Source organism: Paenibacillus sp. V4I5 (assembly GCF_030817255.1).
Classification (GTDB): domain Bacteria; phylum Bacillota; class Bacilli; order Paenibacillales; family NBRC-103111; genus Paenibacillus_E.
This window is the reverse complement of sequence record NZ_JAUSZB010000001.1, coordinates 195,019-220,920: the sequence shown is the minus strand read 5'-3', so window position 1 is coordinate 220,920 and position 25,902 is coordinate 195,019. Positions and strand designations below refer to the sequence as shown.

Genomic DNA, 25,902 nt, shown 5'->3' with positions numbered 1-25,902 from the left:
CTCATCAATTGTATGCTTCGCTTCTACCGTAAAGGGTTATTACATAATAACCTTCGTTGGTAGAGCTACTCCCCGAACCTCGAATTGCAGCCAGCATTTTAGTCAAATTAGGAGCAGGGTATTTTAAGGTTAGTGTAATGGTAGGATCTGCGGCGTCCCTTAGAACTTTCGTCGATGTACTGCCTGTATAAGATGGGTAACTTGTTCCTCCAACTGTAACTGCCCCTAACCCCAATGCATTTAGACGCGCATTTGTATTGGTTATGACTGATGGACTTACGTGTCCTACTACTTCGGCCTCTTTCAAAGCGTGGTTAGCAATCATATGCATATGATCGAGCCGCATTGCGTAAACAAAAAAGGGCACGATCGCAAAGCATAAAAATAAAAGGATGGGCATTACAAGCAAGGTCACAAGGAGACTCGCAATGCCCCTTTCGTTAGTAAGAACTCGGATAAATCTGCTCTTTGTCATACATCCATCACTTCTGTCCTGTTTTCTAATTGGTATTATAGTCAAAACCTCGGGCTTTATTGGTAATCTGACTATGGCCATTCTGGAGATCTTGTACGATGCCACCATTACCAAGGAAAATGAAAATCCCAATTCCGAAAATAAACGTGCACAATAATAGAGTAATAATGAGTTTTGACATAGCTTAGGGGGCCGTGGCCGTCGCTACACCCGTGGTAGTATTCACGGTTGCTCCGGTAACGGACGTATTTATATTTCCTGATTTCGTTACTGCTGCAGGGGCAACCCTCGTCCCCCCAACATACAATCCAACTCCGGCTAGCAATGCACATACCAACAAAGTTACAACAAGCTTTGTCAAATAAATCCCCTCCATTTAGTTATGAAAATTATTAGAAACATTAAGTACTAAGTCGGGGAACAATTAAGGCGCTGTTCCTGTAAACGTTCCAGTTGTGGCGTTAACTGAAGAACCTGTGACAGCGGTATTAATACCACCAGATTTCGTTACTGCTGCAGGGGCAACCCTTGTCCCTCCAACATACAATGCGACTCCGGCAAGCAGTGCACATACTAACAAAGTTACGACAAGTTTAGTCATTGAAAACTCCTCCATTTAGATAAGAATAAATTCATATTAAAAATGCTTGGTATTCGGATTATGTGGTAGAAATAATTTAAGCACGTTCTCAAGAACAATCAAGGTGCTGTTCCTGTGAAAGTTCCAGTAGTTTCGTCTACTGAAGATCCTGTGACAGCAGTATTTATACCGCCGGATTTCGTTACTGCTGCAGGGGCAACCCTCGTCCCTCCAACATACAAAGCGACTCCTGCAAGCAATGCACAGACCAAAAGAGTAACCACGAGTTTAGTCATTAATAATTCCTCCTATGGAATTGTTTAATTTGCTTTGCGATTTGCCATTGGAAGGCTTAGTTAAACGCGTTCTGAATATTTGTACGCTGAGTAGTGCCGGCTGTTCCAGTAGCAGGTAAGATCTGTGAGCCGAACACATACATTGAAACACCCATAAGGAGTGCGCATACAAGCAACGTAACAAGAAGCTTTGTCATGATGAAAGGACCTCCTAAGGAGTTGTAAAACTCGTCATAATTTGAGTGCTAATGGAGGTAAGCCACGGATATAAAAATAAGACTACATCAATTCCAAAAGGAATCATGATATAAAAGCTAATAAATACTGGCGCGTTCTCAATGCGACGATTAACATCAGATTCCAGAGTAGCATCTATGTTTTCGGCCTCATTTTTCAGAACTTCGACAATCTCTTTAGCTTCCGTTTCGCTTAGCGATATTAGGGCATTCACGAGAGGATATACCTCCGAGATGCCAACGGAATCTTTAAAGCGTTCAATAGCAGCCCTTTGATTGTTACCCCATGCAGCAGCCATTTCTTGAATGTGCGGCTTAAGCAGTTTTAGAGGTCTGCTTGCCATAAGGAAGGTTTCTCTTATGTCCGACTTTTCATTGACACAGAGTTGCAACCTTTGAGATAACTTAGCGATCTCAATTAGGTACTCTGTCTTTTTCCCATTTGCTGAGACCATTACGAGTACAAATGGAAGCCAATATCCAAGTAATCCCGCAGCCAGTAGGAGAAGAAGTATGAAGAAATACGCTCCAAGATTTAGATTTAGTAGTACGTTTATACTTCTCACTTGTGACATAAAGGCAAACAATGTAAATATGGTAGCCATACTCCAACGAACAAGCTGAAACCACGAATGCGTCAAAGTGTGTGGAAGACCTGCTAGTCTTGCTCTCTCATAGTAATTGCGGACCTTTAAGGGCATTTCCTCATCATCAGCTAATCTTTGATAAAACGACTGTGCTTCTTCTGTTTTTCTTAAGTCTTCGAGCAATCTTGCAAGACGGCTGTTACGGGTAAACCGAATATTAGATACAATCGGCAACCAGAAGAACAAGGCACCTGCTCCAAAACAGATTATTAAGATCCCCTTAAATCCGTAATTCCAGAAATAATACCAAAAATCCAAGCGCTCCCCCCCTTGCTAGAATCGCTTACGTCCTGATTTAAGTACCATGATCATGGATCCCATCAGAACGACTAACGTAAGGACCATAAGGAATTTACCGAATGGTTCCAAGAAATAGTGCTTAAAATTAGGCGGATCAGCAATAACGTTAAAAAGGACGATACCAAACGCAGCAAGCACTAGGAACACTGTACCGATACGATATACCGTAATCATTGCGAGCCGATTCTCCTCATTTTTCTTTGACGTCAGCATATCCTTCACTAACTTTTGAAGAGCCCCCGTTACATTAACACCTCGCGTAATCCCAATAAGGAGGATGTCTACTAGATCATCAGCCCAGTGGTTGTCTAAGCGCTCCGCAAATTCATAAAGGGCATCTTTAATTGGTTTAATGCGAAGGGAGAGCTCGAGTCTCTTCCATTCGGCACGAACATCTGCGTGCATGGTAGGACCTGCTTTTGAAGCAAGTTCTGCCATCGTGATGCGAGGCCGATAATGACCGATCAAGTTTTGCACAAGTGCAATCATACGAAGTGCAATGCGATGCCTCTTGCGCTGTAATCGAAAGCGAATATAAAAATAAGGGAATGAAGCGAATAATATTCCTGTACATAAACTCAAGAACACTGGATTCGTTGAAGCTATCCGATCGGTACCGGTAGCGTAGGCCTGTTGCAGAAGATAAATCGCCCCGGTCGATCCAAATCCGCCAACCAACAAGCCCACAAGCATAATCGAAAGTACAACTTCTACACTCGTCTTGATTTCTGCAATCTCCATTTCAACAGCGAAGCGATCGACGAGCGGTATCTTCCGAAAAGATATTTTTATTTCCTTTTCCGGATCGCCAAGACTCCTGAATCTTCTTCTTTTTTGAATAGCAGCGGCAATTTTTTGAAGAACCGGAATAGCAATCATTACCGTTCCAATAATCCACAAAGAAATGAATAGTCCCTTTGCGAACCCAGATACAAGCATTGGAGAAAAAAGATTACTCATCATGTCCTACTCCCAGAATCCGAGCTCTTTAAACTCGCTCGGATTCGCACCATTGGCAATCATATGGTCCATGAGGGGACGGCTAATTTTGTGCCCCGTTAGTTTCCACTCCCGGTTAAGGTAATCCCATTCGATCAAAGGCCTGACCTGAACTTTCTCTTCATCATCCACTGAAAGTTCTGTGATCTCTGTAGCGATTCTGTAATTCTGACCATCTATCTTTACCAGTCGTAGGAATATAATAATATTGAAAGCTCGAGCAATCCGTTTTTTTGCATCCTCTGTATCATGAATACGACCGTCTTGCTTCATCATATCAATGACGTCACTGACAAATGATTCACGATACTTGGTATGCATTGTCGCCATGACGTCATGTCCACGTAGAGCTCCCTGTATGGCCTGATTAATTTCCGCCCCCCGCCCCTCGCCGAGCACAACCCAGTGCGGAGACATGACAAGTAAAGGTTTAAAAGCTTCCTCCATGGTGAGGCCAATATCATCAACTTTGCGTACACCTAGGATGCTTCGAATTCCCTTCAACCTTCTTCTAAGGGCAATTTCAAAATCAGATTCCAAAGTCCTGATACGCTCCTGCTCAGGGATTTCCTGACAAAGACCAAACAAGAAAGTAGTCTTACCTGTATTTGTAGAACCCCCGATCAACATACAAGCGTGATAACGAACAAAAAGTTTTAGCAATTTTACCATCTTGGAATTGATCGTTCGGTACTCCACCGATGAGAGCATTTCAAGAGTGACATCACGAACAATAAAATTCCGAATATGTATGGCTGGCACATCCGAGTATGGCGCTCTTGACATAACAAGCCTCGACCCGTTCCATAAATACGACTGTACCCACGGAGCGTTTTCATTTATCGGCTTTTTCCCACATAGAGCAAGTCGATCTTGTAAGATAAGGACCTCTTCGGTGGAATTGAACTTTCGCTTGGTATAGGGGATCGTTTCCCCTTTCATAATGAGGAAAATATCCTTATCAATGACTTGAATTTCTTCGACACCTGGAAGATCCTTTAAATCTTCAATAAGACTAGCTCCACATGTTTGAGCAAAAATACTTTCGGTTGCGTTCATTCCTTCTATTAAAGTATCAGGATCCATTTCAATCCGATACTCCATAATGAGCGTATCGATAACTGCTTTCATCCGGTCTTTTGCACTGATCTCACCAAGGCCCGCCGCAAGGATGTCTCGATATAATTCTTGATCCTTCTGCTGCCGATCCATTAAATGCTTATGGACTATCTCTACAGCTTGAGATAAAGGAATGCGTCGTCCCTCTCCAAGATGAATGAGACGAAGGGATGAACTCGCTTGTTCTTTTGCCTTCGCTTGTCGAATATCTTGCAGATGTTTATATGAATCGAAGGCAATACGCGGTTTCATTTTCATCACAGTTTCCGTCACAATAGTCACCCCCTATTCTGGAATATTTTACGAAAGAAGCCAGGCTGCTTTTGCTCAGAAGCGGCAGCGACAAAGTCCGTACTATTACTATCTGCAATCGTTGAGGCCAGTTGATTAATTGCTTGGTTAAAGGAATCGATCTGCGAATCAGCTTGTAAGTATAGAGGGATACCATCGTGAATGGATTTAACACCCAATCCACCACCCACGTTCGGGATCTTCCCTGCTACATCCATGTCGAGATAGTTAATCATATCTTCGAGCTTATCATTTTCTTGTAGCCGGTTAATCACAAGCTTAAAGTCTTTTGAACTTAAACCACATAGTCGCCAGTAGCATTCCAACCATTCTTTCCAGCTGATCCGGTACGATGTATAAATCGGTTGAGAAACCAACCATCTCTCATCCGCATATCTAACACCACATATCGTGGCTGCATTATCTGCAAAGGAACTGACATCCATGATCGTAATATGAAAAGTCTGTCTAGCGACGCTCATTAGGTGATAAATCATCTCCGGTGTCACATCAGAGGCCGTTTCCCTACGGTGGCTGCCTGGCAAAACATAAAGATTAGAAAACTTTTTATGTACGACAGATGCAGCTTCTAAAGAGGATGGGTCCAGCGTACCCGACTGCAGCTTTGCTCGTATTTGAAAATTACTTTTAATCCGATCCGAAATGTTTAAGTGAGATCGCAATGAGGGGTTTTTCAGATTCCCGTCGATTAATCCCACACGTAATTTTGTTTTCGAAGCAATAGCAAGGGCCGTATTCATTGCGACCGTCGAGGCGCCGTCCGCCGCAGCTGCTGGCAATACTGAAATAAATTTGCCGCCTTCAACGTGTTGATCTTGACTTCGTTCAAACCCGAGTATGTTTTTGGCAAATTCATAAGCTGTCTTTTCAGATGAAATTTGTGCTGGAAGAATAGTGAAATCGTAATCCAACGCCAACTTCTCGATAATTGATATCATCGCTGAATCGTACGTAACCGTGTCTAATGTGATGTAAACCAGCGCACCTGTTGACGCACGCTTAATTTCATCAACCCATACCCATGGATACAGATCGGTGAATAGACCGGCATCAGCACAAACGACATCATAATTATTTGCAAGGTGGAATAAAAATTCGTCTTTTTGATCAACAATCTGAAATTCCATACCTTCTTTTCGATATTCCAGAAGCCTTTCCATTGCCTCTTGTTGCTTGATACCTATTAGAACTCTCATTTACGTACCTCCGTAGCTGTAGGTGTTACTGGCGGAGTTGATGACTGAGGCTGTTGGGCACTAGAATTGCTCCCTTTAACTTCCGTATCTTTAAGATTGCTCTTTACCGTAACTTCTCCCTTATTTTGTTTCGAAAAGGCATCCGCCCTCTGCAACTCTAGGAAGGAATCCGTAACTTTAGCCGGTGGCATGTCACGTTTATTTAGGTTTGGTAACGCGAGTTTTATTTTCCCGCCAATTGAACCAAGTGCGTACGCACTGTAAGTGTCATCGTTCATGATGTATGTATTCGTTTCGGGCTTTCCTGTTGATTTTGCACGACTATTCGCGAGTTGGTCGGAGTCACTTTGAACCAGGTTTTCCAACGCATTAACGTCCCAAACCTCAACTCCCTCTGCGGTCTTGATCGATGTAACTCGAAGCCCTTCAATGATCTTTACAGCACCTATCGTTTCCAACCCGTTTGGAGTCCGGATCAACTTTGGACTATCAAACTCAACCCAAACATCTACCGAATCTCCGAGGCGGACCATATTATTAACGTTCGTCGTGACATCCGTCTTAAAACTGTAATAACGTTCGCCTTCCCTCGGAACATAACCCGGAGTACCGACTTTCCATGATGCAATTTCCTCGTTCTCCCCAACAGGCACGAGTACTTCCTTGCCTAGGAGATCCTTTGAATCAATGATTGCTTCTTTGACGTGAGCGGCCTCGGGTATGGATACTTGTCGCAGCATGGATGCTTCGATGATTTCCCCTGACTTGAGCAACCGAGTTGGCTTAACCGTAATTGTAGAGGTGAATTTGACCTCTGTTAATTTGGAAAAATATAGATTGCCAACGACAGAAATCGCCATAAGGGCTACTCCCGAAGCCCCAATAATTACTTTCCGCAAACGAATCACTCCCCAGATAGCCCTATGTCCTACGGGCATTCTACTCTATGATGTACAAGATACAAGACCTATGTATCGACAAATTATATGTAAATGTTTTCCTTCTATTGTGTTGTACGTGTTTATTATACACACATAGGACTAAAATAGCGACAAATTTTTCTATTTATATGGTCTAAAAGACACTGTAATCTAAGTTTGTCGAATCGTGTAAATAGATATAAAGAACTAATGTCGAAACCTGTCATATTACGTAGTTGTAAACACAAAAAAGCTCTATGATGACACACTTTCCCTAAGGAAGGTGCGACTCATAGAGCCACGTTATCTTGAACAATTAGTTCAGCAACTCTCAATGCTGAACTAGTAACACACACGTTTAGTATAAACTTGCACACGTTCAAATGCAATATGTTAGCACTAAGGCATTTCATTAATTTTCTCAATGACTTTTTGTTTATTTACTCGGCGATAAAAAGTCAATAGCTGTAATAATTCATCCGTCTCTTCATCAGGCGGAGAAATCAAGTGTTCATTCACTGGACGATAGTCGCTAACACATATCACTGTAGTCCCATGTAACCCACACAAGAAGGTAAATGCTTCATATCCGTATCTCATTAATCTATCTTGTATTGGAACAATTAATAGACTCACATCACCGGCTACGACCATTTGATAAAGTTTGGTATATTCTTTCCGTTCGTTTAGAAGTCCACCGGTATCATACAACCAATGATCAACTGAAATATTATTTTCAATAGCATACTCGAGAATCACTCTATGTTGGTAGTCGTACAGATGCCTTCTCTCGCTGTTGAAAACACGGCAATATCCGACAACAGCCCCCTTTCCTGCCGAACGATGATCTCTAAATTTCACTTGCAAATACTGATCATGGGTATAAAAGCGACGATTTCCTTCAGTGCGGTGAGCAACTAAAGTTCCATCACGGTCCCATCTCTGTAGTGTTTTTACAGTTCTGCCAATCAATTTTGCGAATTCTCCTACTTTGTACTCATTCTTCATAGTATAATATTACCACAAACCAACTCTTTATAAAATAAAGTTAGAATAAAATACCAATTAAAGGCAATTCATTCAAATTAATTATTCTCCAAATGCTGTCTAATAATTTTCGATATCAATTCTTGTACATGACCATCAGTTGCTTTGTGTAATTTTTGAAATTCTGAATAATGTAAGGAGATCGTTAGTCTATGTACAAAATCGCCTAAGATAATCCCTTCATCAGTTGAGAAGACCTCACCATCAACAATATAATTCTTCAATAACGTTTCATTCTCACGGTTACGTAAGACCATGCCATTCCTCACGACAACCAGGTATGAATTTTGCTCCCAAAAAATCCGAATATTCTTCGTGCCAAATTGATGGACCATGGTCCCCAACATGTGTAGAGTCGTATCATCCAATGATGCGTGCGGTATACTGAATCGTACTGCCCCTTTGCTTGCAGCATAAGGCAAATTAAGACAAGGCTCACTAGTCCCCTCTGGAACGGATTTATCCAATACTACCATTTTGCCATTACAAAGGATTGTGACCGGATCCGTATCAACAATCCAGCAATGTTCCCCATCCCTATCTACGCTATCGAACAGGCGGTATCCATTAAAAAAGGGATTCAACTCACGCCCCTTTATCTCTTTTGGCGTATTTCTTTTCCTGTTTTTGTGACCATTAAATTCTCCACATATCTCAACACGGTGAGAATCAATCCACTTCTTAGGGATGGCATAAGTTGCATTACGCAGGTATGGATGTGAAGGGAATGCAGGGTCTACGTTTTTCTCAATCCAGCTTTTGATGAATTGCAACGGGACTTCTAATATGAGAGCTGCCTCTCTCATGGTTACATGTTCATTAAAAAATTCTCTAACTTTTTTAATCTCATCAGGGGAAAATCGTAATCCATCCCGCGATCCAATGGGGTGCAATATCCCTTTCTTGATCCATTCAAAAATAGTCCGTCTAGACAAGTTAAGCTCGGTCATCGCGTCATCAGTTGTTAGCAAAGCCCGTTACCCCCAAATAAATTACTATCGACTAATTTTGATTGAATTTTCCCTTCTGGGAAGATGTATTTTCCATCTCGCATCTGAGGTGGATCAATTAAAGCAGCAATCAATCATCTAGCCTTCCCTAGTCACATGCAAATTCACTATCCCTTGCAATTGTTTAATAAACTCAATAGCATTGGCTGCCTTCTTTGACACAAAACCATCCGCCGCAAAACATTTAAAGCTTTCCTCTTCATACATTGAAGTAATGTAGAACTTTGCATTCGGAAAGTTTTGATCAATAGTCTTACGCGATTCTAGATGACTATCTATAAGCAAAGAACCACTAACAATTATTACGTTAATTGCTTCCTTATGTTCCAGTTCGACAGCTTCATCAATTGAACCCACATATACGACAGAAATGGCATTGGGATCAATAATCGCTTTCCATATACCACCTTCAAGAAGATGGTTCTTTTTTTCAACAATCAATAATTTAATCACTTAAGTACAACCACCTTTCATAAAATGATTGATTCAGGAAAATAAAGTTCGTTAGCCAATATCCAGTAATTAAGCAGTTTTTATGAGAATTATAATTAAAAATTAGTTTGTTACTTAGGAGACTTTTTCAAAATGTAATGAGGTGAAAGTGGAAAATAAAGTTCGTTAGTGATGTTTACTCTTGTAAAATCATCATATCCCCCAACTAATTTGATTCCTGACAGTATTAAAAGATAAGGCTTATTTTATTAATAAGTATGGCAACTAATAATCCGTTTATCTACTGACTGGCCGCTGGAGATCTAAATTTAAGTAACGTTCACCGAGGGAGTTGAATAGCTATTTTTCTAGTATTACGTAATATACTGTATTAAGTCATCTGACACTTCAGACTTATCAGCCCATATATAAGAATTAGTTCTGAACCATTGATATCTGTCAGATACTAGCACTAGAAACAAAGGAGTGAGAGTCTTCAATTACAGATCCTTTAACAACTTAAATATGGGAAGGTCTTCATAAAATTCCTTTTTCTCTTTTTCAAACTGCCGATAGGCTGAATTCGCCTCCATTTTGTTCGCGAGTAACACGTTAGTACAAAATACAAGCTCCAGATTATCCTGTTTAGTTCCATCCAATTTTAACTGGATGAGAATTTCATTGTCTTCCTCCCTTAGGCTCCCATGTATTCGTTTTTTTATTTGAAGCCTGTTAATGATTTTTACCGGGTCGGGCGGATTTGAAGATCGTGCTCTCTGATACAAATGATCAGCAACCTCGAGCAGATCAGTATTTCCGCTTAAGTCAAAAGCGTTTATACATCTGAGACAAAACTGATTAGTCCAGTTAGACGCAGCCTCAGTTTCATATGGATCAAAATGATCGAACGACCTCTTTAATGTTTCGGGGTTAAGATTTACCGCTTTCGCCAATGTATCCACACTAAGCATGGTATAGACACTGTGCGGAAAAGTATCCCCAGATTCGAACTGGATATCAATGCGTAACTCAAGCATATCCATTCCGTAGCCGTTAGATATTAGCAAATCCCCTTTTGGATTATAATATACGAGAACAGACTTATCCCCGAGCTCTACGTTAATAAGCTTGGTACTTTCTGGATCCTTAATCTTGATACCTACTAATTTTTTCTGATTAATTGATTTTGTCAATAAGTATAAAATCAAACCGAGATCATCAGCATCCTTTGCTTCATTAAAAACTGTATTATTTTGAATTCCTAAATGCTTAAAAAGAATAGAAGCATCTTCAATTTCTCTATGAAGTTGTTTTACACTTTGGAGCTCATCTTGTAATTCTTTGCCTTGTGTAATTTCAAAAAATGAACCTGCAAACTGCACGGGATGGCCAGCAAACATATCATTGAGGAAAGGGATGACTTGTAATTGCGCGGCTAGAGAATGGAACCCTAAAAAACGAAAATGTAACTTCATATTGCTCTGTTCGATAGTAATGGAGAACACTTCTTCAAGAATGAGGATTGTTTTATCTTCTTCTACGGATATTTTCGTACGAAAGTCATATGAATGCCCGTTAACTTCGAATCTTGTTAATCCTGCTGTTCCTAAGGATTGGATTCTACCAATATCTAGAGGTATTCGAATGTTATTCGCCATCCCGTAAATAGTAAAGTCGTGCTCAAATATCGAGCTAGTCGTAGTATGCGTAGGATTATACGTTAAGCTAGTGAGCGTATATGCTTGGAAAGAGTCCTTAGGGAACAAATTGTTCTTTACAAGGACTTTGGGTTGATGTTCCTTCTCTGATAAAAACTTTCGACAAACCGAATAGAGATTCGTTTCCTCAAGTGGACGTAATTCTACGGATTTGGTCTTCTGGTGACCGTACTTCTCAATAATTCGAGTGAGTTCCATCCCTAAGAGTGATTTATAAAATATTTTAGTCGCACCACTCATCTTGACATCAACGACGAGCAGCAAGGCGCCATCGCTGTTTAAATAATTTCTATAATGGGCCATTTCTAAGGAAAAAGACCGATTTTCTTCATGGAAATGATCCACCGTATTACCTTTTACTTGTACTGGGACGATTCCTACCAAGGATTCCTTTTTCTCGGATCCATCTCTAAATACAGATATGGACCCGTCAAAAGATATTCCCTTATCACCGACAGGTATATCTGCATTCAAGTATGAGCCTGGTTGATGTGCCGCAGTTGTAACTGCACCTACAGCTAGGCGCTCTATTTGTGTATTGGACAGCATCATCTGTGCCATCATCCTTTTCGAATAAGATAATTTTTCCAACAATAGCATTGTACAAATTCTACAACTCGTATTCAAATTATTGGGCAGCATTATTGTAGTCGCTCGTGCCATGCTAATCGCTTATATCTACTAACATTGATAAGCACAGTTTCGGCTGTATCTATATTTTCCGATGATTTCATTAAATGTTTCTCAGCAGCAGCAGCGGCAGTAGCATGGTCATCAGTTAGCCAAAAAAAAAACCACTATCGAATTATCAAGGGAGGGGAATATTCACCCTACACAAATATTTTCTCGTGGACTGATATGCATTCTGTATTTTGATAGAAAGTCTGATTTGAACATTTCAAATTCGTTTTTCCTTTCAAAACCAAAACTGATACGCTCTTTGACATATCTTCCTTTATCGTCAACATAGCTAATCGTATAACATCTACTATAAAGATATGTTTCATTGGCATATTGTATTGAATCAAAGTTTATTGTTTTTCCACGGTACTCAAGCTGATTTATTTTCACTTCAACAGGTGAACCATCATAATCTGTAAACTTTCCGTGTCGTTTCGGAGTTATGAGATTAATGATAAAAATAAAAACAATGAATCCAATTACTGGTATGAAAATACCCATTATTGGAGCGAATAGACCTGCTTCGGGGAACATTATAAACCCTAATATGGTACCAGGAATTATTAAAATAAAGATTAGCTTGAGTACGTTAATAGAAGCAATTGAGACATTATTATTACTGTAAAAGCGCATGTGTTGCATCCTCCTATCACGTCAGTTTAATCTTCATCTTGCATGATCAGTATTAAAAACTTCTCATTAGGATCGATCTCTATCGCATGAAAAGCCCTTAGTATCCGAGCTTAAAAGCTTTAGGTTTAGCTATTATTTTTATTCTAATACCGGTAACCTCCCCGACGACCGTGTATTTAGTCTGATCCTGGCGCTAATTTCGTAATGTTTACAGTTGTAAAACCGATTAACGAACTTTATTTTCTAGTAAAACACTTTATTTTCCACTAACGATCTCTAATTTCCCCGATCAGCAGCAGGAGTTGATTCAGGAAAATAAAGTTCGTTAGTCAATGACCAGTTTATTGTTTTTGTGCCTTCCTAAGAATCAAGCTGGAGAATAAACTGCACAGTGATCTGATTATTATTTTTGTAGATGTGTACGGAATAACCCTCACACTGAACATCTTTAGTGATGGAAGTTTTTGCAACCTCACTAAATTCGTTGATAAGACTATCGTCCACTTTGTGGCCAAAAATTTTCATTAAGTTAACTGCAACCTTGAAATTTTCCATGTTAGGTTCATTATTCGCACTTAACACATCTTCTATTTTGACATAGGGCATAACCCCTTTTGATGTATAAGATGCAACAAGCTTAGAATAACTAGGATTTAATGAGTCCCGATAGAGAAAACCGCCATAAATCTTACCGTTTATTTCTTCTACCCCGGGAACATACCACGTACCTTTAAAGTCAGGAGACATCCGTCTGTTTGAGAATTCTAACCAACTGCTGTCAACTGACTTTAGAATAGCATCCAACAATTCTTCCTTTTTATAAGGTATGGGATGTTCATCTGCATAAGCCGTAAGCAATTGGTGATCTTCATTAGTTCTCCAATCGCTTAATTGGATATAGGGCCCTGAACGAATATACTTTTTCTTGGATTCAACATAAATTTGGTACCCTTCCCTAATGCCGGTCTCGTCTTTCCTAAAGGCTTTAATTATTGAGTTGCCACCTGTACTGAAATAATGATCTGCAATAACGGTATCTCCTCGTCCGCCGTCTCCCAAATCATAAGTCATTTTCAGAATGGTAATAATCTGTCCATCATAATTTCTTTTTATATGCGGATACTTGGCATCTTCCTCTCGTACAATTTGCATAAAAGGAGAGTTGGTATCATTACCGTCTATCAGGTAAACCTCATGGAGGGTCCAGTTTATCCCGCCAAGTTCAACTGTATAGGGAAATTCTATATTAGATGCCCTGTCTAATTTGGATCTGAAATTGGTACCATTTAATGCTACATCAGCTAATTCTAATGCAGCTCTATCTACCTTTAGCTTACCGCCTGATCTTAGTTGCAGGACACGGTTGATAACTGTTACCGCCTGCGCACGTGTCGATATTTCGTCCAGTCCAAGTTGACCGCCGGTTAAACCTTGCAGAAGTCCGGTTTCCGTTGCTCTATAAGCATAGTACCTATCAGTGGTCGCAATTGAATCTTTATTTTCATTCCCGATTGATCTGACTACTAATCTAGCTATTTCTAGTCTAGTAATAGGTCGTTCTACGTCTTGGGTAAAATCTTCATAACGATGAATCCCTGCAGCAACGGCTGCGTTAATAAACGGCTGATACCATTTTTGATTTGTATTTACCTCTGGTTTGAGGCCTAACGCTTTCGATAGCATTGTTACAAACTCTGCTCTGCTTATGGTTACATCGGGTTTAAATGTTCCATCCTCATATCCGGTTGCGATGTTTAGCTGAATCATGTTTTGTATGGCTTCCTCAGCCCAATGACCCTTGGTATCCATAAAGGTGGAAGATTGTGCATTCGCTGTTGCCATAGTAAATAAGGATGCTATTAATGCGTTGCTTGCAACAAGCCTTACAATTCTTTTTCTCATGAGAACCCCCGATGTATGTAATAGAAACAAATGCAAAAACTACCGCGGTTATTTCGCTTGATGATAAACTGTTTACTTTTGTGATATCCACTAACGAATTCTATTTTCCACTAACGAACTTTATTTTCCTTGATCAGGAGTGGAGTTTCTGCTCATGCAACCATGAAACCCGTGACACGATTTTTGCCATTTGACTTAGAGAAATACATAGCTTCATCGGCGCGCTTCAGGAGCTCATCTGCAGGAAGGCCTTTCGAATACCGAGCGAAACCAATACTTGCTGTTGTAACGCATTCCTTTTCAATACGTTTACGCACCCGCTCCGAGAATTCTTCTATAAGCAAAACCGTTTCATTCGACGTTACGAGCACAACCATCTCTTCTCCGCCGAACCTTCCAGCAATCCCACGACCCTCAATCTCTTCCTTCAGGATGGAAGCCACTATCTTGAGAGCATCATCTCCAGCCTTGTGTCCTTGTGTGTCATTGACCTTTTTGAAATTATCGAGGTCAAAAAAGATTATCGCCACGTCCGAGGCCCGCTCCACATATTTTTGCACTGCACTCATAAAGTACTTTCTGTTAAAGAGCCCAGTAAGACCGTCGGTAATGGATGACTTGTACGAGTTTTCCAAAACATCTGAAATCCGCGTCGTTACGAGAACAAGGACCATACTGCAGCCAACAATAAAGAATGAATCATGTACTAGAACTGCGTAATGCAAGTTCAAACTTTTGGGAAGCAGCTGCTCTATACCACCGTACAGCTCAGAAAGCGCAAATAAAATGAGCAGCCAGCGGAATCCTGAATTAGCCTCAGGCAACCACTTAGAAATTTGTACAGCTACAAAAATCGCAGCGAGACCGCAGATGAACATACTGATATATGCCGGCATGAAGCTGATAATCAAGATCACAGGAAGAACACAAAGAAGAACTATCCTTCCTCGCTTGGCCAAGTTTCGATTAAGCATAAACAGTGCGATTCCGCTCACATACCAGCCGATATTAAACAGAGCTTGAACTAGATGATGAAGAAACACAGGCAGCATTGGTTGCTGGAGTGCAGTCGTCGAAATGGTGATTTCCAGTAGTGCAGATAAAAGTAATATCGCCGATCCAACTGTAAGAAACCTATAACCGCGTTTTTTTCGAAGGCGATAAAACAACCTGGTAATATAAAGCAACACTGCAAGTAAAGGAACAGCACCTAAGCTTAAATAAGGAATCATATCTTTCTCTCCCAGTCATAATGAGGTATGTTACGCTGACCGTTGAAACCAACTCTTAGGATCGGTTTTGTATGTATGGCTATCACGATTATCAAGCTTGCCTATCCAAATTTGATTATTCTTTTCATCAATCTTGTAAAAAACACGAATCCTGCCGACCTTGATTTTTTTGATTTCAGTGTAGCATAAAAGTTGTTCGTACTTTCTACTTAATGGCCGTGGATTCAAACCTAACTCGGCGATCGCCTCCTCCATAGCCCTTTGCTCTTGTTTGGAGAACTCGCTAAATTCCTTTTTTACTCGTTTCGAAATAAACCCTACTTGATACATATCGATTTTTCTTCCTCTCATCATTAGATTATTTTACATTTAAAATAGTCTTTACTTCTTGTCCACTTACTGTCGTCACGAAAAACTCGCAGCCGTTGTTGTAGATGCCGTCGATTCCGCGCTCTTCACGTATCTGGTAACACATGGAGTATTCACCCAAGAACTGATACCCTGGCTCAACATAATCCATGAATCCTCCGTAGCGGTCCACTTGCATCATCAAAACGATATACCATCCGCGTACCCGTCCCGGCTCAATTTCTCCATACAGTATTCCGCCCTGCGCGGCCCCATTTTGAGTTAGCCATTTTTTGATCTGAAGGGATTCGCGGGAAAGCCGATACCGACTCTTCCGTTGTAAATAAGAATTGGCGCAGTTTGCTGAAATAAGAGTGCAACCTTTCTTCCCCAACAACTTCGAGAATTCTGAATTCGGACCGGTTAGGAATCCTTTTTCTTTCGGTTCAACCGTTTCAGATCGCTCCCCGATTTTGAGTCTAACCATATACAGGTTGCCGAGCATGGAGTCTCTGACTTCGATTCTTTGGCCGGCAAAAATAAAAACTTCTTCATGGTGTTGAAACATTATTTCTACCCCCAAGGATTAATGAATGGAAAGATGAACTTAAGACAAGCGATTTGCACAACTGCAAAGCAGAAGCCCACGAACAATAAGCTAACCCAAGGTTGTTGTAGACTTGGCTTTTTTTTTCCGAAAAAAGCTTCGACATAGAATAAGATTAGCCCCAGAATTCCCGCATTGAGTACTGAGAGCATTGTGGCCACGGTGCCAGCTGCTATCCCTAAATAAGCAACCATCAGAATATCCCCGCCGCCTACTTCATCAGTTATAAGTGCAATGATGTAATACAATAGCGCTGGAACTAAAGCGGCTATATAGAACAACCAGCCTTGCGGGTGAACAAAGATTCGGGTGATAATCATAGCCAATATCGCCGGCATCGAGACTATGTTAAACACCTTTCTGTATTTCCAGTCTGTATAAGCAGTTGAAGCCATTATGGGTACCATCTGACCATATACAAGTATTTGCTGCCAATCCAAAGATCCCGCTCCTTTCCTATCAATGCTCCATTATCTTCCAAAATGTTTATCACCATATTATCACTACTTACGACATTGTGCAATGTTGTATTGTTTGACATTGCACAATGTTTGATTTTTTATTTAGTGAAAAGACAAAAACTCCCTATGGCTGCGCTAAGGTATCGAACCTGTAGCTGCTTCCCATAGGGAGCTCAACTTGCCGCTTTCGCGGAATAATAACAGACAGATGTCAGTTCTGACTCACATTTTACCAGAGCTCGACGGTAATTGAGGCGCACTTCACCATACTTCCATTATGTCCACAATATCATACGTTTATACAAGGATATTAGCCGTGTTTTCCGCTTTCGATCTCCTTTATTATGTCGTTCAGGAGTTCGACAGCCTCATCCTTCATGATTAGATGATCGAATTTAGAGTCGTTCCCCGTTTCTAGTTTGCGGACACGATCTTTTAGAGATGCTAGCAACGATTCTTTAAATGGAGGCTTCGTAAGGTGGGCGTCAATGGCCGCTTGCGCTTCCTCGAGTGATGGGTAAGTCCGGTACGGTTGAAAAGGCGCTTTGTGAATGGAGTACTCTTTTATTCCTCCTTGAGACGCCCAATTTCTGATTTCAGGATTAGTAGTGTTTATGATAGCCCCCGGATATCGTGTCGAACTATGTATTGGGAAGTCTTTATAAATTTCAACTTCTGGCATTTAGCTTTGTTCCTCCTAATGTTTAATTACCCGCCGAATAGTATTAGAGATCTCATTAAAGTGTAAATATACAGTTTAAAATTATGTATCCTTATTTCATTCTTTGTAATTCTCTCATGCCTTTAGAACAATCCGAAGCAGAAAAACCTGCATCTCTACATGGATTAGACGAACTACCACTCCCTCCACTACTCATACAACTTCCAATAATCCAAAGCAAAATAATTACAACAATTACTCCTAGACAACCTGCCTTCATTCTCTTTTCCCTCTGCAATTCAACGACTTTTCATGTATTTAGAAAAAATATTTCAACCGTAGTACCTTCATATAATTTACTTTTGAATGACAATGTTCCTCTGTGTGCACCACGTAACGGATATGTATTCATACTCAAGACGCACATTGCTAAAACTTGAACCAAGTTGCTTTAGATGCGCTGCGGTTACATTGAATTTACTTAGTACTGAGAACTCCGCCGCTGACTCCTATCAGGCTCATTGCCTTTGCGAGATTAGTATCGTTAGTAGACTTATCACCGTAATAGCTGTTAAGTTCAGTAATAAAATAGTCAGTATCAGCGTTTAACTTATATCTGGCTGCTTTCCAATCTTTTATAACTCCAGACACTATGTCTTTCTTTTGACTAGTGTTCATTTTGACCCAATCATAGCCTGTTGTTTCTCCAGCTGTCTTATGCCACGTGCTTCCCGTGTAATCACTGGTTGATGATGATGATGTTGTTGATGATGATGATGTTGTTGTTGATGTTGTTGTTGATGTTGTTGTTGATGATGTTGATGGTGACGATGTTGAATTTTTTTTAGTCGGTGATTTTAACTCTTCACTTTGTTTTTTACGAGCACTATCTATTGCTTCTCTCATTTTACGATCAAGATCGTCTTCTGTAAGGGTTGTGCTTTTAGGAGTTTCAACTGCAACCACGTTTGTGCTTTTAGGAGTTTCAACTGCAACCACATTTGAGCTTTGGGTGGTACCGCAACCGCTTAAAAAAAGAGTTGATACAAGTATGATAGCATAAATATTAATTCTCATCATTGAACCTCATTAGCAGTTTATTATACTGCTTTCCATTACTTACGAGTAAATCATGAACAAGCATATACTGTTCATGCGCTTTTTTATGAGTCAATTTTCTTCCCATTCCATATTCCCCCATTTATCATTTAGGAGATTATTGTATATGTATAAGTAACCAATATCAACTTCTTATTTATAGCAAGACAACAAAAAGAGGGCCGACGATCCCCGCTCCGATCGTGCCGGCAGGTTTTCTGGGAAGTTTTAGATCACATTGATACAAATCAGTTGGTAGGAAAGAAAACAGATTGGGGATCATGGACTGCAAAGGCTAAACCAAATGCAATTCTACATTTTATTGATCAGTTCTATGCAACAAACGAAGGTGAAAATATAAGAGAATTTATAGCAACATTAGATAAAGACACTGAATATGGGCTGGTAGCAATAGAATTTGACTAATAACCGTACGGTTGTCATAAATGATATTTTAATGAATTTGGCTACATTGTCTTAGATGATAATAAAGTCTTAGACAGGACTGTTTGATATTACGGGTAGTTTGTCACTTCAAAACATATTTGTCATCCAATAAGAGCAATAGATAACTTTCTTATAAGCATGTTAGCAACAAAAATAAAGCGTCCCTCGGAATAAGATTTTAATCCGAGGAACGCTCTTTCTTTCTGTTCTCCTTCTGTAGCAGAAGCGGGCCATCATATGTTTAGACTATCTTCCGGTACAAAGCCATCCGGAGAAAGTTCAAGTAAGAACTCATATTTAGACAAAGGACTCTCAAACTTAGTCCAGCCAGCCATCTTCTGCTTGCGCATTTGCTTTTTTAATTCATGCAGCTGCTCTGCAATAAGAAGACCCTTTTCATGGAAGGAATCCGCCTCGATCCACTCCCCGTTGTATATGGCTACCTGCATCCAGTTTTTAATCTCCTGCAGTTCTTGCAGTAGAGACATTTCCTTAAATACGAGTCTTGCATTGGACTCGGTGAGCTGAAGCAGCAAAAGATTTCTTGATTTGCTTCTCCCAATTTCAATAAATCCACTTTTTTTATAACAGCACCCTTTATTCTGGGATTCGACATGGGCGTCGGATACATATGTAATAAATCCGTCCGGCGGCATTGCCCCCCATTGCTGAATCGTTGCAAAAACCGCCCACTTAATCATGGACGAGCTGAGGCGCTGTGATTCATTCCTAAATAGGGATGATTCATATGCCTCGTATCCGTCCTTCCTTGGAAATTTTGAACGCCACGAAATCCAGCATGTCCCCTTCTTTGGTTCTCATAGTTAAGTTATAGCCTGGGCGTTTAAATTGCGCTTTGCCAATGCTGGCTTTCGGACGTGAATAGTGACGATCATAAAGCTGTCTCACCACGTCCTCATTACCTTTCACGATCATCCATAAAAAAAAATTATTATATCATGGTCCATACTCCCGTATACCGGACTCGAGTAGCATTTGCATCATAATAATGTTGCCTCCCTTGTAAAAGAAAAGGCTACCTGGGCAGAGTACCCGGCAGCCATCATCCTTTTCGTTATAATTCTTCAGCCATATCTTTAACAATCTCCACAAAGGGCAACGGCATCTCTACGTTCTCGCCAGTCTTCTCATCCTTCAAAGCTGCTGCATCAAAGACATAGGTGGTGGAGGTCTCAGCAGTAAGCACACCTTCTACAATGAATCCCAAATATAGAAACTGGTAAGATTCACCGAGTTTTTTCATCGTATGGATACTCATAAGGGTATTCTTCACCTCCTAATGCATACATAATGGGCCTTAGCTCCATACGAAGCAAGTCATCTATTCCTTTCGCGATCCCATTCTTCTGAACAGGATGCCAGGATGCATAATAGAGTTCGATTCCTTTCGGAAGAAACAACTCCTTTGCTTCCTCTACACATTGCTCAACCGTCTTTCCTACATCCGCAACCTTCTCCTGAGCATCTGAATCAAATGCGATGATGACTCGCTTCGGATTGATCTGAAGAGTCGGTTCAAAGAGTTGCCGATAATTCCGTACACCAGCAGCCTGCAGATGAATGGCGTCGGTTAAGTCTGCGGAAATATCACCCTTGAGCGGACCCTCGCCCCACCATACCTCCGTAACATCACAAACGTTGCTCACTAAATCACCGGATTTCCATATCTCAAGCACTGCAGAGGGAACGGCAACATGGTATGGAGCGGGTGTCGGATGCCCAATACGAGCTCCTTGCATAACTCCCCTCTGAACATCTTTACTGGTGGAGAGCCATACATACTTGGCTCCAGGTTCCAGCACAGCGGTTCCCCGCTCTAGAGACACTGGAAAATCGTCCCTTACTCCCTTCCAGACAACGGATTCACTCTCTTTGTCGATGATATCCACCTCTCCGTTATTCAGACGCGCTGTATACCCAGGAGGTAGTTTGATCATTCTTGGGTCATCGACTCTAAGTTGAAAGCCGCAAATCTGGTTCCATAAGTTTCGGAAGGGGATGAGGAACCCGTTCCTTGCAACAAGTGTCCAATACCGCATATGGTCTTTTTGCATAAGGACAAAGCCTGGCACACCGACAGGGTCCTCCTTCAAAGAATTAATGAGTTCCTTTGTTAGCATATACCGACTTCGATAATTGTCGGTTACCGAACGATATCCTCGAATTTGAATCTCCTTTGGAGTAAAGCCCCGCTCCTGCTTAAGGTGATCTCTATGCATATCCCCGAGATCCAAAAGATCTAACATCCGCCGATAATAGAAATCGAGCCAATTATCTTCACGTTTAGCGTCTTCTTGGTCGTCTCTCTCAACAATTTGTGAATGAGAAACTCGCCTTTCTCCATCGGGTTCAAGAAACGTGCCATCCTGAAACTTCAATGGAATCCCTGCAATACCACAGACTTGTATACAGGCTTCCACGAATCGTTCTCGGTCTTTTAGGGAGGTTTCGTCATACAATCGATAGGCATAATAGGAAAGTACATCGTTTCCGCCAACACCCTGACGGGTAAAGTCCTGCCAATTACGTTGCGTTGGGTTGATTCCGACAGAAGGCGTGCGTTCTCCACCATTTCGATACGTCATATACCATTTTCCCACACGTCTGATCTCGTCTCCCATTGCAATGGCAAATTCCCTTAGGTCGAGTGATCGAATTTCCTCTACGGTTTCTTCTGAAATTCTCTTTTTAAGCAAACTAGTTAGATCTATAATTTGTTGGGTCATACTCCCTATTCCTCCTTCTTTCATAAGTGAAAAACGCAAAAATTATTAAGGATTTTATGTAATTAATTTACATAAAATATAAATAATTCAAGGTATGATGAGTGCGTATCCTTTATACATAATGTTTACAGATCATCAGGTGGTCAAAACAAAAAGCCCTGATGCACGGGACCTTTGTAAGTGGACATACTTCTCCCTTACAAATAAATTCCGCCGCATAGGGCATTAAACTTGCGTAAATGGGTTACTGGTATAAGGTCTAGTTGATACTTACACCGCCCGTAACATCCTTATTTCAGTATATCCACAAATAACCAATTTGTGAAGTCTTAATTCTATAAAACTACTAAAATCAATGAGTATATTAATAGAGTTTAGTGTCAAAAATTTAATTAGAGGTGATCAAATGCTTAGTCAATTGGAAAGTTTCTCCCCAGAACAACATGATTTCAAAAGTTATCTAAATGCGCTTGGATTTGTAAAACAGTCTACAACTCTAAGAGTGGTTAAAGAATTTAAAATATCAGCATTTGATTATATTTTAGATAATCCACTTACTGCTAATTTTAAACTCATTGATTTTTTGAAGTTATCTTTAGAGAAACTTAACCAAAGTTATGCTCTTAAACAAATTAGTAAAAGAGAACATACAGACACATCCAACGGCTTAAAGAAGTACTTTCAATTTTTAACCTTAAATGGTCTCGTATCTGATGATTGGAATCAACTTTTCCAGAATGCTAAACAACGGAAACCTAGATTCACTGAACCAAAAAACTGTGAAAAGAAGATCTTCTACATTAACGGTAGGAAGAAAAAAGGACTTTGTGCAGAATCAGATATTTCGTAATTATATCGAACAGATGAAAAAGCGTAATGCTTCCTGTATTGAAGAACATTACAGTAATATTGGTTATTTCTTAAGATTTCTCAAAAAAAATGGAATTCCGACTCTTGATTCTCTTCCTCGCGAAATTATTAAAAATTATGAGAAACATCTCGAAAGTCGGTTTCTGTTAAAAGAAATAAAGAAGTCAACAGCTTATAAAAAATTGCAAAAGCTCAAGAATTTTATTAACTATTTATACTCTATTAATCTGGTTGGTTATAAATATGATATCCCACAAAAATTTAAAGGAAATAAAATAACTCGTGATAATGAATACGTTACAAATGAAGATCGACTACGTTTTATTGAAACGATAGTTATTAGTAACCACCGAAATATGCAGAGGGATCTTCCAATTACTCTCATTTTTGTGGATATAGGATGCCGGCCTATCGAAGTCTGCAATATTAAGATCTCTGACGTCAATATTACAGAATCTACATTAACATTATATTGTCTGAAATCTGGTCAACGGGTTCTAAAAATCGATAAGTTTGTGATGAAACATATCGCTATTTACTTGGAATACCGTAAAAACCTTCCCGCCGAGACCGATCACCTATTTCTTCTGGAAACAGGTAATCCATTGAATACCAAAGCAATAGGAGCTCAAATAAACGCATACAACAAACTTGCATTCGGTCAATCTCGTTTTTCTGCAAAATCATTAAGACATACGTTTATTACAAATGCGCTGAATGACCACAATGATATCAAACAAGTTGCGGAATCAGCCGGACACAAGCATTTAGTTTCAACGTTGCATTATTTCTATCGAAGCATCGAAACATTGCTTGAAAATACCTTACCTTATAATCCAGTCGAAGGGATCGATCAAATTCAATGAATCTCAACAATACGTCTAAATATAATTATCAAGAAATGTGTGATGAATTAAATGTACCTTATGATGCTTTTATTGCCTTCATCCAGTCCGGAGGCACGCAAGGAAGTGTTTCGAAAGATGAACCTTCCATATTATTTGTTCTAGAACAATATATGGAACACTTGGAAAAGCTTCAACGGTTGGATCAAATCGCTCACAATACATTCGTAACCTATACTAACTTTTTAAAGCGATTAAAAAAGTTCATATTGGCACACCATTCTGAACTTCCTATTTATCAATTAAATCAAGATTTTTTCCTAGATTTTCTTCTCACAGAGAAGTCAGAAAAAATTGAAACATTAGCAATCCGTACCACTAATACTTATAAAGCAATAATCCGAGAATTCCTAGATTTCTGCTATTACTCAGACTTTACAGATAAGCAATATAAAAAAAGATTTTCATTCCAATCTGTAGATCTTAGGCCTCGTTATTTTAAGGATAATGAAGTGTTTGATTTCCTGAAAGAAGCACTTCAACGTACCCACGGTTACCGTTATCATGCGCTATTTAGCTTTTTGCTTGGTACTGGATGCAGAGTAAGTGAAGTTTCCAAACTTCGTGTTTGTGATTTTGATATCGAGAATGGTGTTATCAAAATATATAATGGTAAAGGAAACAAGGATAGATATATACCTATATTTCCAGAGGTAAAGAAAATAGTACTGGACTACCTAAATCTTACTGGAGTCAAAGAGTGGAACCGAAATATAACAGGATACTTATTTAGTAGAGATTTCGGTACAAAGAGGGAAAAACCCATTACAGTTGGCAGCATTGACAATATGGTATCTGTTATTCGTAATAAACTGCAGTTCACAGAATCATATACTGCGCATTCTTTTCGGCACACATTTGCTGTTAAATGTTTACTGACTGGCATGGATACTGTTTATTTAAGCCAAGTTCTCGGCCACAAATCACCAGAAACCACGTACATCTATATTCAACTTTTTCCACGTGATCTTCAAAAGCATATTACTGAAAAGTATCCATTTGCTTTTGAGAAACTATTATTCAGTGCATTTGGCATCGATGAGGAATCTTTGAATGAATAATCTAATAAAAGACATTAAATTGTTTATCCTAACTAGTAATGTATCTGAAAATAGAAAAGCCATACATTACAAAAATTTATTAGATTTTGCACAATTCTTATCTACTCTTAAAGTAGTCCCACTAGATGAAGTTCATCTTGAGAAGATTTTTACTCTTTCCAATCCTATAACAGCTAAAGTTCTTAAACACAACCCGATAAACTCAGGAGTACTCGACCACTATTTTCAAAGTAAAATTGGATTTTCATATAATCAATTTTTATTACTGAGAAATTCTCTTGGAGCGTTCTTTAAATTCCTAGAAAGGGAGTACCAGTTTCCTAATCCTGTAAGACAAATGGAGTTCAATTTTGAGGAACTCAAACCGATTAAACGTCCAATAAAAACCTTATCACGTCATGATATTTTGAGATTCTTACATACTTTAGTAAGTCAGTCTCAAGATTATTATCGAGAACTGACTTTGTTCTGTCTCATTTTTGCTACAGGTTGCAGAATCTCAGAGATATTGAGCCTTCGCATGCTTCAAATCGATTTCACCCATGGATTTATTAATCTTGGTAAGACCAAATCCGGAAAAAGTCAAACTGTAGTAATAAAACATGGTATGGAAAAAGGATTAGAATTTTACTGCAAACAGTTTAAACTCACATCAAGTGATTATTTATTCCAAAATAAGAATGGGCCCATACCATACGCGACAGTCAGAGGTTTGTTTAAAGATTACTTGAAATTAGCCAATATTCCAGAAAACCACCTTCATATAACTAGGCACACTTTTGCAACTCATTTGTTTGAGAACGGTAGCGATATATCAATTATTCAGCAACTGTTAAGACATAAAGATAAGCATACGACAGTTGGATATGTCCATTCGAATTATGTCAGGAACTATGGAATAAAAGTGAATAATAATAAACTTCTCTATGAGAAGTTAGTTAGTGAGCTATCTCTTTAAATTC

Annotated in this window: 30 protein-coding genes; 4 read left to right on the top strand and 26 right to left on the bottom strand. The window is 39.7% G+C overall.

Annotated features, from left to right (window positions below; all coding sequences use genetic code 11):
• Positions 1-4 precede the first annotated feature (4 nt).
• The 26 genes from QFZ78_RS01105 to QFZ78_RS00980 form a co-directional block, all read right to left on the bottom strand.
• Complete coding sequence (locus QFZ78_RS01105) at positions 5-475, bottom strand: hypothetical protein (protein WP_307544639.1); 471 nt, start codon at positions 473-475, stop codon at positions 5-7.
• Positions 476-659: 184 nt separating this feature from the next.
• The gene (locus tag QFZ78_RS01100) at positions 660-836 is read right to left on the bottom strand and encodes a hypothetical protein (RefSeq protein WP_307544637.1); all 177 of its coding nucleotides are present in this window, start codon (positions 834-836) and stop codon (positions 660-662) included.
• A gap of 63 nt (positions 837-899) precedes the next feature.
• A complete protein-coding gene (locus QFZ78_RS01095) occupies positions 900-1,076 on the bottom strand; it encodes a hypothetical protein (protein WP_307544634.1) in 177 nt (58 codons plus the stop codon).
• 98 nt (positions 1,077-1,174) lie between these two features.
• A complete protein-coding gene (locus QFZ78_RS01090; RefSeq protein WP_307544632.1) occupies positions 1,175-1,351 on the bottom strand; it encodes a hypothetical protein in 177 nt (58 codons plus the stop codon).
• Positions 1,352-1,407: 56 nt separating this feature from the next.
• Entirely contained in the window at positions 1,408-1,548 is a 141-nt protein-coding gene (locus tag QFZ78_RS01085) for a hypothetical protein (RefSeq protein ID WP_307544630.1), read from the bottom strand.
• A gap of 14 nt (positions 1,549-1,562) precedes the next feature.
• Positions 1,563-2,492 (bottom strand): hypothetical protein, encoded by a 930-nt coding sequence (locus QFZ78_RS01080; protein ID WP_307544628.1) that lies wholly within the window; start codon positions 2,490-2,492, stop codon positions 1,563-1,565.
• 15 nt (positions 2,493-2,507) lie between these two features.
• Positions 2,508-3,497, bottom strand: coding sequence for a type II secretion system F family protein (locus QFZ78_RS01075; protein ID WP_307544626.1), 990 nt, complete (start codon positions 3,495-3,497; stop codon positions 2,508-2,510).
• Between the two features lie 3 nt (positions 3,498-3,500).
• Positions 3,501-4,925: an ATPase, T2SS/T4P/T4SS family gene (locus QFZ78_RS01070; protein ID WP_307544624.1), complete on the bottom strand. Its 1,425-nt coding sequence runs from the start codon at positions 4,923-4,925 to the stop codon at positions 3,501-3,503.
• A gap of 5 nt (positions 4,926-4,930) precedes the next feature.
• Positions 4,931-6,160, bottom strand: a complete 1,230-nt coding sequence (locus tag QFZ78_RS01065) for a CpaE/TadZ family protein (RefSeq protein WP_307544623.1) — start codon at positions 6,158-6,160, stop codon at positions 4,931-4,933.
• Positions 6,157-7,059 (bottom strand): CpaB family protein, encoded by a 903-nt coding sequence (locus QFZ78_RS01060; protein WP_307544621.1) that lies wholly within the window; start codon positions 7,057-7,059, stop codon positions 6,157-6,159. The genes QFZ78_RS01065 and QFZ78_RS01060 overlap by 4 nt, the downstream gene beginning before the upstream one ends.
• Before the next feature lie 420 nt (positions 7,060-7,479).
• Positions 7,480-8,088 carry a MerR family transcriptional regulator gene (locus QFZ78_RS01055; protein WP_307544619.1) on the bottom strand — a complete coding sequence of 203 codons (609 nt, stop codon included), beginning with the start codon at positions 8,086-8,088 and terminating at the stop codon, positions 7,480-7,482.
• 77 nt (positions 8,089-8,165) lie between these two features.
• Complete coding sequence (locus tag QFZ78_RS01050; RefSeq protein ID WP_307544617.1) at positions 8,166-9,098, bottom strand: helix-turn-helix domain-containing protein; 933 nt, start codon at positions 9,096-9,098, stop codon at positions 8,166-8,168.
• Positions 9,099-9,215: 117 nt separating this feature from the next.
• Positions 9,216-9,590: a hypothetical protein gene (locus QFZ78_RS01045; protein WP_307544615.1), complete on the bottom strand. Its 375-nt coding sequence runs from the start codon at positions 9,588-9,590 to the stop codon at positions 9,216-9,218.
• Between the two features lie 479 nt (positions 9,591-10,069).
• On the bottom strand, positions 10,070-11,839 hold the full coding sequence (locus tag QFZ78_RS01040; RefSeq protein WP_307544613.1) for a DUF4365 domain-containing protein: 1,770 nt from the start codon (positions 11,837-11,839) through the stop codon (positions 10,070-10,072).
• A 273-nt stretch (positions 11,840-12,112) separates the two neighbouring features.
• Positions 12,113-12,601 carry a hypothetical protein gene (locus QFZ78_RS01035; RefSeq protein WP_307544610.1) on the bottom strand — a complete coding sequence of 163 codons (489 nt, stop codon included), beginning with the start codon at positions 12,599-12,601 and terminating at the stop codon, positions 12,113-12,115.
• A 360-nt stretch (positions 12,602-12,961) separates the two neighbouring features.
• Positions 12,962-14,503: an S-layer homology domain-containing protein gene (locus tag QFZ78_RS01030; protein ID WP_307544608.1), complete on the bottom strand. Its 1,542-nt coding sequence runs from the start codon at positions 14,501-14,503 to the stop codon at positions 12,962-12,964.
• Positions 14,504-14,655: 152 nt separating this feature from the next.
• Positions 14,656-15,735, bottom strand: coding sequence for a GGDEF domain-containing protein (locus QFZ78_RS01025; RefSeq protein ID WP_307544606.1), 1,080 nt, complete (start codon positions 15,733-15,735; stop codon positions 14,656-14,658).
• A gap of 30 nt (positions 15,736-15,765) precedes the next feature.
• Positions 15,766-16,065, bottom strand: coding sequence for a type II toxin-antitoxin system RelE family toxin (locus QFZ78_RS01020; RefSeq protein ID WP_307544604.1), 300 nt, complete (start codon positions 16,063-16,065; stop codon positions 15,766-15,768).
• Positions 16,066-16,093: 28 nt separating this feature from the next.
• On the bottom strand, positions 16,094-16,651 hold the full coding sequence (locus QFZ78_RS01015) for a hypothetical protein (RefSeq protein WP_307544602.1): 558 nt from the start codon (positions 16,649-16,651) through the stop codon (positions 16,094-16,096).
• Between the two features lie 5 nt (positions 16,652-16,656).
• The gene (locus tag QFZ78_RS01010; protein ID WP_307544600.1) at positions 16,657-17,130 is read right to left on the bottom strand and encodes a prepilin peptidase; all 474 of its coding nucleotides are present in this window, start codon (positions 17,128-17,130) and stop codon (positions 16,657-16,659) included.
• A gap of 331 nt (positions 17,131-17,461) precedes the next feature.
• A complete protein-coding gene (locus QFZ78_RS01005) occupies positions 17,462-17,833 on the bottom strand; it encodes a hypothetical protein (RefSeq protein WP_307544598.1) in 372 nt (123 codons plus the stop codon).
• A 456-nt stretch (positions 17,834-18,289) separates the two neighbouring features.
• A complete protein-coding gene (locus tag QFZ78_RS01000) occupies positions 18,290-18,892 on the bottom strand; it encodes a hypothetical protein (RefSeq protein ID WP_307544595.1) in 603 nt (200 codons plus the stop codon).
• A 698-nt stretch (positions 18,893-19,590) separates the two neighbouring features.
• Positions 19,591-20,058 (bottom strand): hypothetical protein, encoded by a 468-nt coding sequence (locus QFZ78_RS00995; protein WP_307544593.1) that lies wholly within the window; start codon positions 20,056-20,058, stop codon positions 19,591-19,593.
• Positions 20,059-20,101: 43 nt separating this feature from the next.
• Positions 20,102-20,266: a hypothetical protein gene (locus QFZ78_RS00990; protein WP_307544591.1), complete on the bottom strand. Its 165-nt coding sequence runs from the start codon at positions 20,264-20,266 to the stop codon at positions 20,102-20,104.
• A gap of 166 nt (positions 20,267-20,432) precedes the next feature.
• Positions 20,433-20,636 (bottom strand): hypothetical protein, encoded by a 204-nt coding sequence (locus QFZ78_RS00985; protein ID WP_307544589.1) that lies wholly within the window; start codon positions 20,634-20,636, stop codon positions 20,433-20,435.
• A complete protein-coding gene (locus QFZ78_RS00980) occupies positions 20,605-22,104 on the bottom strand; it encodes a hypothetical protein (protein WP_307544587.1) in 1,500 nt (499 codons plus the stop codon). Before QFZ78_RS00980 ends, QFZ78_RS00985 begins: the two co-directional genes overlap by 32 nt.
• Positions 22,105-22,510: 406 nt before the next feature.
• Between QFZ78_RS00980 and QFZ78_RS00975 the strand changes: the two genes are divergently transcribed.
• From QFZ78_RS00975 to QFZ78_RS00960, 4 genes are read left to right on the top strand one after another with little or no spacing between them, the layout of a single operon-like run.
• Complete coding sequence (locus QFZ78_RS00975; RefSeq protein ID WP_307544585.1) at positions 22,511-22,954, top strand: hypothetical protein; 444 nt, start codon at positions 22,511-22,513, stop codon at positions 22,952-22,954.
• A complete protein-coding gene (locus tag QFZ78_RS00970) occupies positions 22,932-23,840 on the top strand; it encodes a tyrosine-type recombinase/integrase (RefSeq protein WP_307544583.1) in 909 nt (302 codons plus the stop codon). The genes QFZ78_RS00975 and QFZ78_RS00970 overlap by 23 nt, the downstream gene beginning before the upstream one ends.
• A complete protein-coding gene (locus QFZ78_RS00965) occupies positions 23,837-24,940 on the top strand; it encodes a tyrosine-type recombinase/integrase (RefSeq protein WP_307544581.1) in 1,104 nt (367 codons plus the stop codon). The genes QFZ78_RS00970 and QFZ78_RS00965 overlap by 4 nt, the downstream gene beginning before the upstream one ends.
• Positions 24,933-25,898: a tyrosine-type recombinase/integrase gene (locus QFZ78_RS00960; protein WP_307544578.1), complete on the top strand. Its 966-nt coding sequence runs from the start codon at positions 24,933-24,935 to the stop codon at positions 25,896-25,898. The genes QFZ78_RS00965 and QFZ78_RS00960 overlap by 8 nt, the downstream gene beginning before the upstream one ends.
• Positions 25,899-25,902: the final 4 nt, after the last annotated feature.

Coding starts and splice junctions, on each gene's coding strand:
- QFZ78_RS01105 (WP_307544639.1), bottom strand. CDS start 475: ATGACAAAGAGCAGATTTATCCGAGTTCTTACTAACGAAAGGGGCATT.
- QFZ78_RS01095 (WP_307544634.1), bottom strand. CDS start 1,076: ATGACTAAACTTGTCGTAACTTTGTTAGTATGTGCACTGCTTGCCGGA.
- QFZ78_RS01090 (WP_307544632.1), bottom strand. CDS start 1,351: ATGACTAAACTCGTGGTTACTCTTTTGGTCTGTGCATTGCTTGCAGGA.
- QFZ78_RS01085 (WP_307544630.1), bottom strand. CDS start 1,548: ATGACAAAGCTTCTTGTTACGTTGCTTGTATGCGCACTCCTTATGGGT.
- QFZ78_RS01075 (WP_307544626.1), bottom strand. CDS start 3,497: ATGATGAGTAATCTTTTTTCTCCAATGCTTGTATCTGGGTTCGCAAAG.
- QFZ78_RS01065 (WP_307544623.1), bottom strand. CDS start 6,160: ATGAGAGTTCTAATAGGTATCAAGCAACAAGAGGCAATGGAAAGGCTT.
- QFZ78_RS01055 (WP_307544619.1), bottom strand. CDS start 8,088: ATGAAGAATGAGTACAAAGTAGGAGAATTCGCAAAATTGATTGGCAGA.
- QFZ78_RS01040 (WP_307544613.1), bottom strand. CDS start 11,839: ATGATGCTGTCCAATACACAAATAGAGCGCCTAGCTGTAGGTGCAGTT.
- QFZ78_RS01035 (WP_307544610.1), bottom strand. CDS start 12,601: ATGCGCTTTTACAGTAATAATAATGTCTCAATTGCTTCTATTAACGTA.
- QFZ78_RS01030 (WP_307544608.1), bottom strand. CDS start 14,503: ATGAGAAAAAGAATTGTAAGGCTTGTTGCAAGCAACGCATTAATAGCA.
- QFZ78_RS01025 (WP_307544606.1), bottom strand. CDS start 15,735: ATGATTCCTTATTTAAGCTTAGGTGCTGTTCCTTTACTTGCAGTGTTG.
- QFZ78_RS01020 (WP_307544604.1), bottom strand. CDS start 16,065: ATGTATCAAGTAGGGTTTATTTCGAAACGAGTAAAAAAGGAATTTAGC.
- QFZ78_RS01015 (WP_307544602.1), bottom strand. CDS start 16,651: ATGTTTCAACACCATGAAGAAGTTTTTATTTTTGCCGGCCAAAGAATC.
- QFZ78_RS01005 (WP_307544598.1), bottom strand. CDS start 17,833: ATGCCAGAAGTTGAAATTTATAAAGACTTCCCAATACATAGTTCGACA.
- QFZ78_RS01000 (WP_307544595.1), bottom strand. CDS start 18,892: ATGATGAGAATTAATATTTATGCTATCATACTTGTATCAACTCTTTTT.
- QFZ78_RS00995 (WP_307544593.1), bottom strand. CDS start 20,058: ATGATTAAGTGGGCGGTTTTTGCAACGATTCAGCAATGGGGGGCAATG.
- QFZ78_RS00985 (WP_307544589.1), bottom strand. CDS start 20,636: ATGAGTATCCATACGATGAAAAAACTCGGTGAATCTTACCAGTTTCTA.
- QFZ78_RS00980 (WP_307544587.1), bottom strand. CDS start 22,104: ATGACCCAACAAATTATAGATCTAACTAGTTTGCTTAAAAAGAGAATT.
- QFZ78_RS00975 (WP_307544585.1), top strand. CDS start 22,511: ATGCTTAGTCAATTGGAAAGTTTCTCCCCAGAACAACATGATTTCAAA.
- QFZ78_RS00965 (WP_307544581.1), top strand. CDS start 23,837: ATGAATCTCAACAATACGTCTAAATATAATTATCAAGAAATGTGTGAT.
- QFZ78_RS00960 (WP_307544578.1), top strand. CDS start 24,933: ATGAATAATCTAATAAAAGACATTAAATTGTTTATCCTAACTAGTAAT.